This is a genomic window from Fulverythrobacter fulvus (assembly GCF_037154085.1).
GTDB lineage: Bacteria > Pseudomonadota > Alphaproteobacteria > Sphingomonadales > Sphingomonadaceae > Andeanibacterium > Andeanibacterium fulvum.
On sequence record NZ_JBANRM010000003.1, the window covers coordinates 531842 to 548005 of the forward strand.

The 16164-nt window shown below is 63.5% G+C and carries 9 protein-coding genes; 3 read left to right on the top strand and 6 right to left on the bottom strand.

What is annotated here, in order from left to right:
• Positions 1 to 418 precede the first annotated feature (418 nt).
• Both WFP36_RS12005 and WFP36_RS12010 read left to right on the top strand, forming a co-directional pair.
• Positions 419 to 3211, top strand: a complete 2793-nt coding sequence (locus WFP36_RS12005) for a TonB-dependent receptor (protein WP_336980738.1) — start codon at positions 419 to 421, stop codon at positions 3209 to 3211.
• 252 nt (positions 3212 to 3463) lie between these two features.
• A complete protein-coding gene (locus WFP36_RS12010) occupies positions 3464 to 4168 on the top strand; it encodes a UTRA domain-containing protein (RefSeq protein WP_336980739.1) in 705 nt (234 codons plus the stop codon).
• Between the two features lie 12 nt (positions 4169 to 4180).
• On the opposite strand, the gene WFP36_RS12015 is transcribed toward WFP36_RS12010, so the two are convergent.
• The 4 genes from WFP36_RS12015 to WFP36_RS12030 are packed head-to-tail and all read right to left on the bottom strand — an operon-like array spanning position 4181 to position 9757.
• Entirely contained in the window at positions 4181 to 6190 is a 2010-nt protein-coding gene (locus WFP36_RS12015; protein ID WP_336980740.1) for a TonB-dependent receptor domain-containing protein, read from the bottom strand.
• A 5-nt stretch (positions 6191 to 6195) separates the two neighbouring features.
• A complete protein-coding gene (locus WFP36_RS12020) occupies positions 6196 to 6765 on the bottom strand; it encodes a cytochrome b (RefSeq protein WP_336980741.1) in 570 nt (189 codons plus the stop codon).
• Positions 6762 to 7709 carry a glycerophosphodiester phosphodiesterase family protein gene (locus WFP36_RS12025; RefSeq protein ID WP_336980742.1) on the bottom strand — a complete coding sequence of 316 codons (948 nt, stop codon included), beginning with the start codon at positions 7707 to 7709 and terminating at the stop codon, positions 6762 to 6764. The genes WFP36_RS12020 and WFP36_RS12025 overlap by 4 nt, the downstream gene beginning before the upstream one ends.
• Positions 7710 to 7744: 35 nt before the next feature.
• The gene (locus tag WFP36_RS12030; protein WP_336980743.1) at positions 7745 to 9757 is read right to left on the bottom strand and encodes a TonB-dependent receptor plug domain-containing protein; all 2013 of its coding nucleotides are present in this window, start codon (positions 9755 to 9757) and stop codon (positions 7745 to 7747) included.
• A gap of 80 nt (positions 9758 to 9837) precedes the next feature.
• On the opposite strand from WFP36_RS12030, the gene WFP36_RS12035 reads away from it, so the two are divergent.
• Positions 9838 to 10512 (top strand): helix-turn-helix domain-containing protein, encoded by a 675-nt coding sequence (locus tag WFP36_RS12035; RefSeq protein ID WP_336980744.1) that lies wholly within the window; start codon positions 9838 to 9840, stop codon positions 10510 to 10512.
• Positions 10513 to 11310: 798 nt separating this feature from the next.
• Here the strand turns inward: WFP36_RS12035 and WFP36_RS12040 are convergent.
• Positions 11311 to 12858 (bottom strand): alkaline phosphatase D family protein, encoded by a 1548-nt coding sequence (locus tag WFP36_RS12040; protein WP_336980745.1) that lies wholly within the window; start codon positions 12856 to 12858, stop codon positions 11311 to 11313.
• A gap of 72 nt (positions 12859 to 12930) precedes the next feature.
• Entirely contained in the window at positions 12931 to 16128 is a 3198-nt protein-coding gene (locus WFP36_RS12045; protein ID WP_336980746.1) for a TonB-dependent receptor, read from the bottom strand.
• Positions 16129 to 16164: the final 36 nt, after the last annotated feature.

Below are 16164 nucleotides of genomic sequence, written 5' to 3' on the forward strand. Positions count from 1 at the left end.
CCTTGACCGGCCAGTCCAGTCCCATCCCGCAGATCGCCCGCCCTCGCCTGACCGCGTGGCGCGGGCGTTTTTTGCGTGACCGGAACCTGCAGATCACGCCCGCCGCTTGATCTGCCCACTCGCCCTGCCGGCGCCCCACTTTGCCGCAGCGCAACAATTTTTTCCCACTCTATTTCATATAGATAGTGAAAATCCGGTCCGGATTTCCGCCAAACCTCCCGTCACTGTCATGCACGTGTAATTCGAATCTGGCCTATACCAGTTTACCGGCAGTGACGACTCGCCGTGGCAGGGAACCGGGGAGAGATCGGGTGTGGAACACATTTCCGCACACGATGCCGTGCGCCCTCGCCTCACATCAAACATCTGATTTCTGAGATTTTCTCTGGGAAACATGAGGGCTATCATGGAACATCCTGTGTCTCGCCGTGCTCTGAAACGGTCGCTTTTCTATTCCGCCGGCCTTGTCGCTTTGCTCGCCGCCGGCTCCGCACATGCCGAGGATAACGAAGGCGGCGCGATTGTCGTGACCGGCCAGAAACTCAGCGTCGAAAGCGCGATCGCAGCCAAGCGCGACGCAGAGACGGTGATCGACGAAGTCTCCGCCGACGATCTGGGCAAGCTGCCCGATGCCAACGTGGCCGATGCCCTCGCTCGCCTTCCGGGCGTGAACGTGGTGGTCAATCAGGACACGGGCGAAGGCGAATATGTCACCATCCGTGGTTTTTCCGGCACCTACAATGCCGTCACCGTGAACGGCGTGCGCGTGGCGCAGACCGATCCGAGCAGCCGCGACGTCTCGCTCAGCGTGCTACCACCCAATGGCCTTGCCGCGATCCGCGTGACCAAGACGCTCACGCCCGATCAGGAAGGCGATGCCATTGCCGGCGTGATCGATTTCCGCACGCCCACTGCCTTCGACTTCATGAAGCCGACCACGGTGCGCGTCTATGCCAATGCCGGCCTAAACGGCCGTGCCGACAGCGCAGGCGAAGACGCCGCGATTTATCAGGGGCAGCTCGATCTAGCCCACCGCTTCGCCGATGACCGCTTCGGCGTGTTCCTCTCCGCCAATTATGGCGTTTCCCATGGCAATGGCCAGGAAACCGAGAATGACGGCGAGTGGGAACCGCATATCTGGCGCAAGAACTCCGAAGAGACGATCTCGGAACAGAACATGCACCTGCCGGGTATCGACCTCGATTATCGCCGCGTGAAACAGACCCGTTACGGCGGCAACCTCTCCTTCGACTATCACGGTGACACCACGGAGCTTTACCTGCGCGGCCAGTATGCCCGCCAGGAACTGGTCGGCACGAACGACTATACCGACTACCGCAACCGCCCCACTCCGCGCCTGACGCAGGTCAATCTGGAAGACACTAGCCTGTTGCAGCCCGAAGACATGGTCATCGGCCACGATGACACGCTCGGCAATATCTACGGCTACACCACGGCCCAGATCGTCGACACCGACGAGGACGGCAAGATCACCGATGCCGACCGGTCTTCGAGCAAATATTGGTCGCTCAACGGCCGTTCGGGCGTCTGGGATCCGGAAGCCTTCCAGTTCGCCCGCAGCTTCTCGACCATCGACGTCACCCAGACGCTCGGCACGGTGGAATTCGGCGGCAAGAGCAAGTTCGGCGCGCTGACGCTGAACTACAGCGCCAGCTATTCCGGCGGCGCGCGGGAGAACCCGGACAGCTATTCGATCGGGTACAATTGCGACAAGTGCACCTATCCGCTCAATTCCACCGGGATCGACTGGGTATCGAACGATCCGCGCTTCCCGCATGCCAGCCTGCCCGCCTATGCCGTGGCGGTCGAGACCGACAGCTCGCTGCTGCCCTTCGACGGTGCCAGCCATTCGCGTTCCAAGCAGACCGACAACCGCTTTGCGGCCAAGTTCGATGCCCGCTACGACGTCGGCAATACGCTGGATTACTTCCAGGCCGGTGCCAAGTGGCTGCGTTCCAAGCGCGAATATGACAACACGCCGATCTGGGACGGCGATTTCTCCGGCACGGCGCTCGACGGGCTGAGCCTTGCGGAGTCAGGCTTGGTGGACAAGGAAGTCACCAGCATGCTCGGCGGCCAGTATTATTATGGCGACGTGTTCAGCCGCGATGCCGTGGTCGCCGCGATCCACGCCGCAGAGGCCGCCAATCCCGACAGCGTGAGCGAGGAAGACCTGCTGCGCGACGACAAGCGCGGGACGGAAAGCGTCTATTCGGCCTATGCCCTTGCCGCCTTCAAGTGGGATCAGCTCAAACTGATCGCCGGCGCCCGCCTCGAACATCGCGACATCCACAACATCTTCTGGGTGGATGACGGCGACGATAGCGGCTTCGGCAGCTCGGACAGCAAATATACCGTCGTGCTGCCGAGCATCACCGCCACCTATCGCCCGAACGACAAGGTCGCCATTCGCGGCGCCCTGTGGACCGGCTATTCGCCGCCGGAATATGGCTATGTCTCGGCCGGCCAGTCGATCACGCGCGACGAGGTGACCAAGGAAATCGTCGCCATCAGCCGGGGCAATCCGGACCTGAAGCCGGCCAAGGCCTATAACGCCGACCTCTCGCTGGAAGTCTACCCCGACCGGTCGAGCGTCGTCTCGGTCTCGGGCTATTACAAGCACATCACGGACTTCATCTTCACCAACGGCAACCAGGTGGACGCCAACACCACCATCGGCACGATCGAAATCACTCAGCCGAAGAACGGCGAGACGGCGACAGTCTACGGCGTGGAAATGAACCTCATCAAGGGCTTCGACGGTCTGCCTGCACCGTTCGACGGCTTCGGTTTCGAAGGCAATCTGACGCTGCAGCACAGCGAGGCCGAGAGCGGGCTGGACTATCGCGCGGGCGATAAGACACGCCTCGTGAACACGCCCCACGTGCTCTACAACGTCGCACTGACGTTCCAGAAATACGGGTTCGAAGCGAAGCTGTCCTACAATTATCGCGGCAAGTTCATCGAAGACCTGCGCGACAATGCGGTGGACAAGTGGGTGCAGCACAATCGCAGCGTAGACCTGCACACGCGCTACAACTTCACCCGGAACCTCGCGCTCGATTTCGACGTGGGCAACCTGCTGAACGACTGGAAATACTACACCACCAAGGGCGACAATCCTTCGTATCAGAAGGATTATCTGGAGCCGGGCCGGACTTTCCTCGCCCGCCTGAGCTACAGCTACTGATCGTCTGATCTTCGATAGTGGAGCGGCAAGCTCCGCGACACGGGCGGATGGAAGCCGGGGATGGTCCCCCTCGCGCTTTCATCCGCTCTCTTGTCTTTGGCACGCTGCTCGGTTCTATAGCCGGGATGGAGCATTGCTCCGGTTCCGCAAATTCCCGCGAAAGCCTGCCCGACCATGCCCCCACGGCCTGAACAGACATCCAGCCCACTGGGCGAAAGCCGCGGCAAGCCCGCCCGGGCCGGGGAGCCGCCAATGCCGCAATATCTGGCCCTGCGCGACCAGATCGCCGAGGGGATCGAACTCGGCAAGCTGCCGGCCGGGGCACGCCTGCCCTCGGAACGCCGGCTGCAGACCGATAGCGGCGCAGCACGCGGCACGATCCGCGAGGCCCTGTTCCAGCTCGAAGCAGAAGGGCTGATCTATCGCCGGGAGCGCAGTGGCTGGTACGTTTCCCCGCCGCCCGTCACCTACGATCCGACCCGTTGGGCGGGCTTCATGACCTATGTTTCCGAACAGGGCCGCACTCCCACGACCGAGACCCTGTCCACGGAGGAGCTACCCGCCCCGCCCGCCGTCGCGGACATTTTCCGCGTGGCACCGGGCACGCGGCTCTACGTCGTTTCGCGCCGCCGTTCGATCGACGGGCGCCCCGTTCTGGTCGAGCGTATCACTGTCGATCCGAGGCTCGCGCCGGGCCTGTTCGAACATTCGCTGGATGGATCGCTGACCCAGATCCTCAGCAAGAACTATGGCCTGTCCGTGGCCCGCAACCGTGTGACCATGCGCCCCTGCGCCTTGGTGAAATCCGCGGCGGACGGGCTTGGCGTCAAGGCCGGGACACCAGGCCTGCTGGTAGTGCGCACCTGCTTCGACAAGACCGGCCGCGTAGTCGAATACGATCAGGAATATTGGCGCCACGACGCCATTCGCATTCACGTGGACCTGGACGTCAGCTGATCCCGCCCGGCGTCAGAGCTGGCGCCGCAGCGACAGAAACAGGCCGGTGGTGGAGCGATACCAGCGCTCTTCCTCGAACAGCACGCGCCCGTCTGCCCGTGTCCCGTCATAGACTTTCCGGTCCCGCTCACGCTTGCGGCCTAGGATGTTTTGCGCACTAGCCTCGATGGTCAGGCGCGGCGAGGCGGTGTAGGTCCATTTCAGGCTGACATAGGGCTCGTCCGAAGTCTGGCGCCATTCCGCCAGTCGGCGATAGGTCAGTTCCTGTCCGAAATAGACGTCGATCGCGAAGCTGGACCGCAAGGACGGCCGGTCGAGCGTGGCGTGGATTTCACCCACGAAGGGCGCCAGTGCCGTGATCGACCGACGCGAACCATCGACCGGGTCGCGCACCGCACTGGAACGCCATTCGCCCGAGAAGGACACCCGTCCGCCCGAAATGCCAAGGGGATCGAGCGGCCATGTCACCTGCGCGCCCAGCGCGTTGATATGGCCCCGGCCGATATTGCCCGGCGCATCAAGCCCCTCGACCGGTATGAGGTCCAGCACATTGTCGATCCGGTGATGGCGATAGGTCAGCGTGACCACCCCGTCCTTGCCGAAACGGCGTTCGGCCGCCGCCTCCCCGATCCAGGCCGTCTGCGGCCGCAGGTCGAGATTGCCGGCATTGACCGTTCCGTCGATCAGCGAGGCCGAGCTGGCAAAATCGGTGAAGTCCAGCTGCCCCACTTCCCGTTCCAGCCGCAAGCGGATCTGACTGCGTTTACCCGCATCCCAGCGCAGGAGCAGCTTGGGTTTGAAGAAGCCGAAACGAGTGGTGTAGTCGAAGTGGGTGACGCGGTTCGTCTGGCCAAGGCTGGAATATTCGCCCCGCGCAGTCGCCTCCGCAGTCAGGCGCGGGGACAGGGGAACGGTCAGCTTGGCGGATGCATCGCCGCGCCATTCGGCGATCCGCACATCCGAATTCGGCAGCGCGACAGGCACGCCGTCGATCTCGAACGCACTCTGGCTGTCGAGCGCATTATAAGCCACTTCGCCATTGATCTCCCACGCAATGCCGCTGGTGGGCGAGCGGGCAAGGGTAGCGCGCAGGATGCGCTCGTCGGCGATGCTGTCGGCGCGATAAAGGCTCGAGCCATCCGGGCCCTCGCCCGCCGAACGGGTCGACACATCCTTGCGCGTGGCCAGAACGAGCAGCTTGGCCGAGAGGTTCGAGGCAAAGCTGCGAGACCATTCCGCCCCGGCCTCGCCGCTATTGGTCCGGATTGCGTCATCGGTGCGAGCCATACTTCCCGCAAGCGCCCCTTCGAGAAAGTCGAGCACTTCGTGCGTTCGGTAATCCTGATGAGTGAAGGACAGATTGCCGCGAATGACCCCGCCCGCGAAGCCTGTGTCGCCTGCCAGCCGGGCCTCAGCCCCCCGGATCGGGGAATCGATAGCCACTTTCGCCCGGTCAAGCACGGTGCCATCGGGCAATCGGGTGATCCGTTCGCCCTCCCCGCTTTCATCCTGGTTCAGCGACAGGAGGAACGAGGCTTCCCAGCCGCCCTTCGCATTGCGCCGCGACATCTCGCCGCGCAGCGAAGGCAACAGGGCACTGCCCGCATAGGAATAATTGGAGAGCGTAAGGGCCTGGCTGCGCGATTCCTCCGCCACACGCACCACATTCACCAGCAATTGCGCGCCCTGCTGATCGAGGCCCGGACGCGGGGTGCGGATCAGTTCGATACGCAGCACCTGCGCGGCGGGGATAGCCGTCAGCACATCGTCGATCGTGCGGTTCTTGGTGGAAGGACGCACCCCGTCGACCAGCACATTGCCCGCCGCCCCGGCAAAGCCACGGACAGCATCCCCGGAATCGATCACGAAGCCGGGCACCCGGCGGACCATGTCCAGCGCGGTTACCGGAGCGGCCTCGGCGAAATAGGCAGGTTCGAAGACAAGATCGCCGGCGGGCGTAGCACTGGTCGTTACGGCAGATGCGCCCTGCACGAGGGCAGTGGCCAGAATGAGTGTATTCAAGGAAATTACTTTCTCTTGCCCGATCGAGGCAGCATTGCCCGCAACGTCCGGTCGCCGGGGCGCAGGCCGTGCCAGAGGGCAGCGGCGATATGGAGCGCGGCAATGCCCAGCAGGGCAAACCCGCCCCATTTGTGGATATAGCTGAGCGCTATGCTGAAGGTCTGGTGCCTGGGCAGCGGGCTCGGCAGGGAAACCCCGCCGGGCAGCTCAAGCGCGGGATTGATCAGGGCATCCATCAGATAGCCGCTCACCGGCAGGGCGATCAGCAAGGCGAGCATCAGCCCCTGCGCCAGAATGGCGGCCGCCTGCATATGCGGCCCGCCCGTGCGCGGTGGCCGTGGCTTCAGGCGCCGCAGCGCGATCCATCCCGCTGCCAGTAGCAGGACCGCCAGCCCGCCAAGGCGGTGCCAGCCGATCCATGCCATGTAGCGATCGATGTAGAACTGGCTCCATTCGGGAGGGGAGAGCAGAAAGACGGCCAGCCCTGCGACGGCCAGAGTCAGCCCCCCGGTCACCCAGTGGAGCAGGATGACCGGCAGGCTCCAGCCCGAACTTCCGCTCTCGTCTTCCGTCACTTCGGCTCCATTCCCACAGCCTTGCACTGACGCAGCGCCGCCTCGATCGGGCGGACCTGGGCGATCTCGGCCTGTGCCGCCACCGCCCGGTCGGTCGCGAGCAGTGCGACGCCATCCTGCGCCAGTTCGGCATAAATGCCCTTGAGATCGAGATTCTCGACTGCCCCGTCAATAAACCACAGCGTGCCGTAAGACACGGTAAGGCCCTGCGCGCGCAGATCGTTCCAATAGGCCCGGTCGCGCTTGCCGATACCGGTCCAGGCGATCACGCGCTTCATGTCGATGCCCGCCTCCTTGGCGCGTGCCAGCGCGGCCGCATCGGCCATTTCGAAAGTGATGCTGATCGTGGGATCGAGTTCCTGCACCCGTTTGGCATCTTCAAGGCTGTTGACCAGCAGCATGAAATTGGCCTGCGCCCCGGCCGCGCGGATTTCCCGGATCATCTGGGGCAACGCATCGCTGTCCTTCACTTCCGCCAGCACCAGTGCGCGATTATGCGCCCATTCGGCCATCGTGCTCAGCCTGGGAATGCGGAAAGTGGTGAGGTTGCCGTCATTATCCTCAAGATAGAGCTGCGACAGTGCCGACCAGGTCTGCGCCTCCACCGGGCCGGTGCCGGTGCTGGTGCGGTCGAGCGTGTCGTCATGCATCAGCACCAGCACGCCATCCTTGGTACGGCGCACGTCCACTTCCACCAGAACGGGGAACTGCGATAAAGTATGCGCTGCAGTCTCGATGGCGTTTTCCGGATAGCCGGGCGCGGCGCCGCCGCGATGGGCGCTCACCAGCGTGCCAGTGTCGCGGGTGCAATCGAAAAGGTCGTGAACCGAGGCAAAGGGATTGGCCACCGGGACCTTCGGCTCGGGGAGCTTGGCGTCGGGCGCCGCGAAACCCGTTGCCGGAAGCAGGGCTGCGGCGAGTACGCAGGGCAGAATCTTACGCATGGGCATGTTCCTGATGTGAGTGGGGGAGAGACGGGTCAGAACCGCGCCCGCGTGCCGATCTGCCAGCTGCGCGGTGCACCGCGATAGCTGTCCGGCTCTTCGTAAGTCTGGTCGAAGGCATTGCGCATATTGGCGAACAGCTCGACACTGTCGGTCACGCTGTAGCGAGCCGAGAAGCTGACCAGATCGTAAGCCGTGACCAGCCCGTTGCCGACATAGCCGCCACCCGGCCCCCATGCGCTGCTGTCGTCATAGACGACGTCCATGCGCTGGCCGCGGCGATACCAGTCGGCCGAAAGGGAAAGGCGCTCGATCGGGTTGAGCGTGAGGCTGGCCGACCAGCTGTGCTTGGGCCGGCGCAGCAACTGGTCGCCGGTCGCGTCGTTGAAGGCATTGGTGCGGCTGTAATTGACCCGCAAATCCGCGATCCGGCCGATCTTCGCCTGCACGCCCAGTTCGAACCCGTCGATGGCGGCCTTGCCGACATTGCGGTTGGCAAGCGCGGCATAATCATATTCGATCAGATCGGCGATCTTGGTGTCGAAATAGGTGACGTTGAGCCCCACCCAGCCCTGCGCACCCACTTCGGTGCCGACGTCGGCGCCTGCCTCGAAGGATTTGCCGTGTTCCGGCACGAGGTCGGGATTGCCCACGTTCCACGCGCTCTTGGTGAAGCGTTCGCTCAGGGTCGGCGCCTTGAACGAGGTACCATAGGAGACATAGGCCCGGCCGCCGACTTCGGGCAGGTGCAGGACACCGCCCGCATTCCAGGTCGTGACGGCATCGAAGCTTTCCGGATTATCGTGCCGCAGCGATCCGTTGAGATCGACCCGGTCGGCAATCGTCACCTGCGCAAGGCCATAGAAGGCAGTCTGTTCTTCCGAGCTGGACAGCGCATCGCTGTAGCCGTCAAAGGCGTCCACCTTGTCCTTCTGCCATTCGAGACCGGCGGAAATGGTCGCCTTGACCGCATCCGAAGGGCGGACTTCCAGCCGGTTGCGCCAGGCAGCGAATGTCCGCAGGCCACTTGCTTCCGTATCGGCGCCGCCGAAGCTGTCATTGGTGTCGGGGTGGTTCCATTCCGAGCGCTGATTGTCGACCTGCCCGAATTCCAGATCGCCCTGATAGCGGCCATCGAGAGCCGTAAGGCGCGGGGCGATCCGCCAGAGGAAATAGCGGTCACGCCCGCCGCGCCCTTCGCGGTCCAGCGCGGCATCGTCGAATTCCGACTTCGCCCGGCGATAGCGGGCCAGCCCGCGGATCGTGAGTCCATCGGTCAGCGTCAGTTCGCCATTGCCGGTGATAGTGAAGAACCGGCTGCCGTCGCGCTCGCCCAGATCGTCGGCAATGCGCGCGGCGACATTGTCGTAACCGCCCGTCTCGAAATATTCGGCAGTCACGCCATAGGCGAACATCCCCGCCGTGCCGCGCGCGCCGGCCAGCCCGCGATAAGTATCGAGATTGCCCGCTGCGATTTCCGCATAGGGCATGAAGGCGCGTTCGCCGCCGATGCGCGGGATGAAGTTGATGACCCCGCCGATCGCATCGGACCCGTAGACGGCCGAGGCAGGGCCGCGCAGCACCTCGATCCGTTCCAGATCGCCCAGCGTGTCGGAGCCGAAATTGAACTGGCCATTGGGGGTGGAGGCATCGTTGAGGCGAATGCCGTCATACAGGGCCAGCGTGTGCTTCGAATTGGTCCCGCGCGAGAAGACCGAGGTCAGCCCGCCGGCACCCCCGCTCTGGACCACGCTGAGGCCCGGCACCGATTTGAGCGCATCGGCCGCGGTGACGAGGCCCTTGCGCTCGATATCGTCGCGCGAGATCACTTCGGTACGCGCGGCGACGCTTTCGACAGCGGCATTGCCGCGCATGGCGGTGACGACGATCAGTTCGCCCTCGGGCCCGGAGGCGAGAGTCTCGGCCGCTACGGTCTCAGTGGCCACGGTCTCGGCAGCCATAGTCTCGGCATGGGCAGAGACGGCCAGGAAGGGGAGCGTCGCAATCGGGAGCGAGAGTATCACAATGTTGTAACGGGACACGGTCATGGAGGGGGCTACCTGCTGAGGACTTTCTCGCGTGCCCCTAGAGTGCCGCCATGACCGGTAGATTTCCCTTCGATGATCGCTTGAAGAATCTCGCGTATAAAAGCGTATCTTCGCGCCCCACGCAGAATGTTCGCAGTGTTCGCAACGAACCGCGCTGGCCGCGCCTGATCCGACAGGTCCGTCACCAGATGGGGCTGACGCAGGCTGCCTTCGCAGAAATGATGGGCGTGAAGCAGGCATCGGTTTCCCGCTGGGAGAACGGCCATGACACGCCCTCTCTCGCCCAGCGCCAGCGGATCACCGATCTCTGGCGCGCGGCCGATGCGCCCCGGTTGCGGCAACAGCTGAAGGCGCGCATGATCTATGCGCCCAATCCGATCAGCATCGTCGGCCGCGGGGCGCATTTCCTGGAATTCAGCAACAGCTTCGCGCGCGAGGCCGGCGTCACCACGGATCAGCTAAGGGGCTGCCCGGTCTATGGCCAGTTCGGCGACATCGTGGATCGCACCACGGAGGCGTGGGAGCAAAGCGGCATTTTCAAGGGCGACATCGCCTTTACGCTGACCGTCCTGACCCTGACCGACGTTGCCGGGCAAACCATCCACCTCAAGAATTTCGACACGCCCTACCATCTCGATGACGAGATCGTCTCGGTCTGCGAAGTGAAACGGATCGACGAGGCGGAGTATGAGCAGCACATGCGCGCTTATGGCGCCCCGGTATTCAGCCTGAGCTATGACGATCTGCCGCGTTAGCGGGCTGAGGGATTTCGATCTGTGGCGACAATGGTGACTAACCGGGATTTGGGCTCAAAGATTGCCAATCCGGATACGACAACATTGCGGACGATGAGCGTAAGACCGTATGTGATTACATGAATGCTGCATCTCGCACCTCTTGGAAGGCGCTACCCCTTCCTGCCAAGCGTGTGTCCTTAGTGCTCACTCGACAATTCTCTGATGCTGAGGGCGATCAATTGCGGTTGGGCCATGTGCCCGCCGATATGGATGATAAATGGTTCATTTTCTTTGAGAATGGCTGGCTCTATTTTCACAGGTCATGGACGGGGCATTGCATATATGGCGTCCGCCTCGACGGCTCACCGAATGGTGTGCGGATCACGGAGGCGTGGGTGAACGGGGATGAGGGCCAATATCGCTCACCCGGTCAGGAAGCTGACATACGGTTTGTGCAGCAGCTAATTGACACCCGTCTTCTCACTTAGGAACGTCCGCTCCCCACAACAAAGCTGCCAAATGCCGCCATTCCGGACACAACATGATTGCGGACATCCCCAATCTCCGCTCGTCCTGAGCCTGTCGAAGGACACGGGAAACCGCCAGCCCCACATCCCGTTGGCGGGGCAAGTGCCGCCGCGTGTCCTTCGACAGGCTCAGGATGAGCGGTTGTGGTGAGTGGGATTAGGCTTTTACTCGAGTACCTTCGTCATTCCCGTCATTCGCTCTACCCAACGAAGTTCGCCGATAGCGGGCGAGCATTCATGCCGGAGCTGAACACGCTGCTCCGCGTCGGCAGTTGCGGCGCATCACGCCCTAGGCGGGATCGAGGGCCACGCGGCCCCGGCTGACTGTGAAGCTGGCGAGAGTCGAAATGGCCCCGCCCGGTGTGCTCACCCGGTCCATCACCTTCACATCCGTGCGCCAGAGTTCGGGCGTGATCTCGAACAGCTGATATCCGCGCCGGTCGGTCATCAGCTTGATGTGCGGATTATTCGCCAGCTGGAACTCGGCATCGGGGATCTCCATCCCGTCGCCATTCGAGCTGATCGACGTCGCGAGGAATTCCACTGCGGCCATCTCGCCATCCAGCCGCTCGTCATCGAGCGGGACAGTGCCGGCGAAGTGGCGGTGGAAATCGCCCGAGGCAATCACCGTGTTGCCCTGCCCCTGCCGCGCGATGCTTTCCATCAGCCGCTTGCGCGCGGGGCGATAGCCGTCCCATGTGTCGAAGGCGTAATCGGGCGTAGCAGTGGCGGATGGGCGGCGATCGTAGGGCATCGTCAGCACCTGCTGGGCCAGCAGGTTCCAGCTTGCATCCCCGGCAAGGCCTGCGTCGAGCCAGGCTTCCTGCGCCTTGCCAAGCATGTCGGACGAGTTGTGGGCGTCGAACGAACAGGGAAGCGCCTTGCCATCCGCGCAGGGCTGGTCGGACCGGAAGCTGCGCGTATCGAGCACATGCATGCTCAGCAGCCGTCCGAAATTCAGGCGGCGGAAGACGAGCACCCCGCCCAGCGCGGGCATTTGCGCGCGGCGCAGGGGCATGTGTTCATACCACGCCTGAAGCGCGGCCAGCCGGCGCAGGGCGAAGATTTCGGGCGGCGTCCCGTCACGGTCGAACTCTCCCGCCCAATTATTGTCCACCTCGTGATCGTCGAAGGAGACGGCAAAGGCGCAGGCCGCATGAGCCGCCTGCAAATGCGGATCGGCCTTGTACTGGGCGTAGCGACGCCGATAATCGTCGAGGCTGTAGAGCTTGTCGCCCAGATGCTGACGCGGGATATAGGGGCCCAGCGGGGTCGGCGCCCCTTCATAGATGTAATCGCCGTAATGGAAGACCAGATCGAGGTCCGGTTCTGCCGCCAGATGCCCCCAGGCGTCGAAATAGCCATGTTCCCACTTTTGGCACCCGGCAACGCCGATCCGCAGCCTGTCAGGCATCTCACCCGCCGCAGGGGCCGTGCGGGCCATGCCCACGGGGCTGACATCGGCGGTCCCGGCCATGAAGCGATACCAATAGGGGCGGCGCGGCAGCAGGCCGTCCAGCTCGACATGGACGGAATGGGCAAGCTCGGGCCGCGCCAGTGCCTCGCCGCTGCGCACCACGCGGGCGAAGCCTTCATCCTCGGCCACTTCCCAGCGCACCGCGACAGGCGCCATCGGCATGCCGCCATGTTCGCCCAGTGGATCGGGCGCAAGCCGGGTCCAGATAACGAAGCCGTCCGGCCATGGATCGCCCGCCGCCACGCCCAGCGTGAAGGGATAGGCGCCCGGCATGGCCGCGAGGGCCCGCACAGGCGCAAGGGCGCCCATGATCGCCAGTTGCCCGGCACTGCGGATCAGGGTGCGGCGATCGAAACGCATGGCCGAATTCCAGTCTCAATGGCGAAAGCTCCACCGGCATGAGGGTCGCCGGTGGAGCCCCTCGCCCTACGCTTAGAAGCGAACCTTCGCGCCCAAGAAATATTCGGCGCCCAGCGCATCATAGGTCGAAGGATAGCTATTGGCCTGCTGCTGCGACGTGCCGATGGCCTGCGGCTGAGTGTCGAACAGATTGTTCACCCCGCCATAGAGTGTCAGCTTGCCATCGACGATCTCGTAGCTGGCCGAGAGATCGAAATAGTTGCGCGAGTGGAGCACCGGCACCGCGTAATCGGCCTCGTTGCCGCCGCCCACGACGATGCGGTCATCCGTCACCGGCCCGATATAGCGATGCTGCAGCGTGGCGGTGAACGCGCCGGAGTTCCAGCCCAGGCGGGTCACGGTCTTGAACTTGGGACGCACTTCATAACCGCACAGGGCGCCGAAAGTACCCGCGCAATTGTTCACTTCCTCCGGCAGGTCCTGCAAGGGCATTACGTCATAGCTGTGGAGCCAAGTGCCGCGCAGGTCCAGGCTCACCTCGCCGCCCGCCAGATCGTGGGCCCAGCCAAGCTGGAAATCGATGCCCGACGTGGCGATCTTGCCGATATTGGTGTTGAAGGCCTCCACGCTGTAGGGCGAACCGATGCTGCCATCTTCCGGATCGCGGCGGATCGCCTGACAGGCCGCGCTGGCAGCATCCTGCAGCACGTTATAGCACAGGTCGAAAATACCGGCGACCGAAGAGCCCAGCGGCGCGATCGCGTCCTTCACCTCGATGTTGAAGTAGTCCACCTTCAGAACGAACTCTGGCAGCACCTCGGGCCGCAGCGTGACGCCGAAGCTGATCGTGTTCGAGCTTTCCGGCTTCAGGTCCGGATTGGAGCCGTAGAGCACGTCCAGCCGCGAACTGGGTTGCAACGCGGCCTTGCCCACCATGCTCTCCGGCACGCCCGTGGCGATGCACAGGGCCCGCACCACCGGATCGGTCGCCGCCGAAGCCAGCGCGCAGGTATCCTGCGCGGATGGGCTGTCGGAATACTGGCCGCTGAACAGCTCGCCGATATTGGGAGCGCGCACGGCGTGCTGCCACTGGCCCCGCAGTTCCAGCCCCTCTACCGGCGACCATTCCAGCCCGCCCAGCCAGGTCCACACATTGCCGGCACCGCTGAGATTGTAATGCGAATAGCGCAAGGCCCCATTGGCCGTGACGCGCCCGATGGCGGAATCCTGCGACAGCAGCGGCAGGCGCGTTTCGCCGAACAGTTCGAACACTTCGATCCCGCCCGATGTGGGATAGAAGGGGTCCTGCCCGATGGCATCGCCGCTCTGCTGCGCCGGGTCCGGATTGGATTCGTCATAGGCCTTGCGCCATTCGGTACCCAGCGCCACGCTCAGCGGCCCGGCGGGCAGCGAGGCGACATCGGACGAGAACGTGCCCATCGCAGTGTGCAGGCTGCTGAAGTTCTCGTTATGCGTGTTGATGGTCAGCGCCTGGACAGCGGCATCCGACATGCCGAAGCCGAACGGGTTCACCAGCGGCGCGGCGCCGTTAACGCTGAGCAGGCCGGCCGTATAGGCAGAGCGGGAGACCATGCCGGTGAGGTCGGACGATCCCTTGGCCTCGCCATAGAAATAGGAAATGTCGAACCGGTTGTTGCGCAGGAAGCTGTCGCTCGCATCCGGCAGCGAACCCTTCAGGCCCCCACCGATGCGCAACGTATCGGTGTTGATGAAGACGTTGCGCGGGCCGATTTCCTCGAAGCGGCGGGCGAAGCGAACGCTGACCAGGCCATTATTGGCATTGGCCCCGGTTTCCAGCAGGTCCAGCTGATGGAACACTTCCTGCATTTCCGGCGAGACATAGGGATTGTCCACGTCGATCAGATAGGCGGTCACGCCGTGGGTCGTCGGCGCCAGCTGCATCGTCACCTGAGTGCGATACCACGAGCCTTCGCCATAGAGCGTGACATTGTCGCTGACGTCGAAATGAGCGAAGCCCGACACGCCTTTGCGCTCTTCGGGGACCTGCAGATAATTGTAGCCCGCGAAATTGTAGCGGTCCTCCGGATCGCGGAACAAGCGGGCATCCGAACCGGCGCCATCGAATGTGAAGCCCAGCGAAGTGAGGCCGGAAAGGCCCGCCGCATTCAGCGCCGAGGCAAGGCCGGCATAGGCGGGCGTACCCGACTGCAGCTTCGCTAGTTGCGCCGCGGTCAGCATGGGAAAGCTGCCATCCGGAGTGGAAGTCGCCGCGCGGCTGACCAGCCCCGGAGCGCCATCCACCATGCCATCGGCCAGCGGGACATTCGAATATTCGCGGTCAGCCTGCGTCACCGCGCCGCGCTTGTAGTAATTTCCCGTGAGCACGATGTTGCCGCGGCCATCCGCGAAATTGGTGCCGGCCGTCAGGTCCAGACTATAGCTGGTGGCATCGCCCGCCACATCGCCGCCATATTGGGCCTTGCCTTCCACGCCGTCGAAATCCGTGCGCAGGATGAAATTGGTAACGCCCGCAATGGCGTCGGAACCATAGACGGCGGACGAACCGCCCGTGACCACGTCCACGCGTTCAACCAATGCGGCGGGAATCGTGTTGATATCGGTCGTCTGGTAAGAGCCGGAGAAGACGTAGCGGCGGCCGTTCACCAGCACCAGATTGCGCCCGGTGCCGAGGCTGCGCAGATCGATCTCCGCTTTGCCCGTGCCGGGATTGTTCGAACGGCTGGTGCGGCCGCCCGCGAATTGCGGCTGGCGGATCAGGAAATCTTCCAGCGCCAGCGCACCGGTGCTCTCGATCTCCTCACGCCCGACGGACGAGACCGGCGTGGAGCTTTCCTCCGCCACGCGGGCAATGCGCGATCCGGTCACCACGATCGGCGCGGCCTCCACTACCGCCGCCTCGCTCACTTTCGCGGGCGACGCGGCAGGGGCTGGCGTGGAGGCCGCACCACGGGCAGCGCGCAGCATCACCGTGCCCGAACTGCCCTTCGTCACTTCCAGCCCGCTGCCCGCGATCAGGGTGCGCAGGGCCTGGCTGGCCTTCATCTCGCCCTTGATCGGAGTGGAGCGGATCGCGCTGATCTTCTCGCTGGGAAAGAATATCTGCACACCGGCCTGACGGGCGTAGAGATTCAAGGCATCAGGAAGCGCCTGCGCCGGAATATCGAAATAGACATTCTTCTCTTCCTTCGCCTCGGCCGCATATGGCGCAATTACGACAGGAATAAAGCAGGCATATTTCAGCGCGGAAATCAGCGACCTGTTCGACATGAAATTCTCCGTTGCCCCGGTGATGGAGGAATTTGG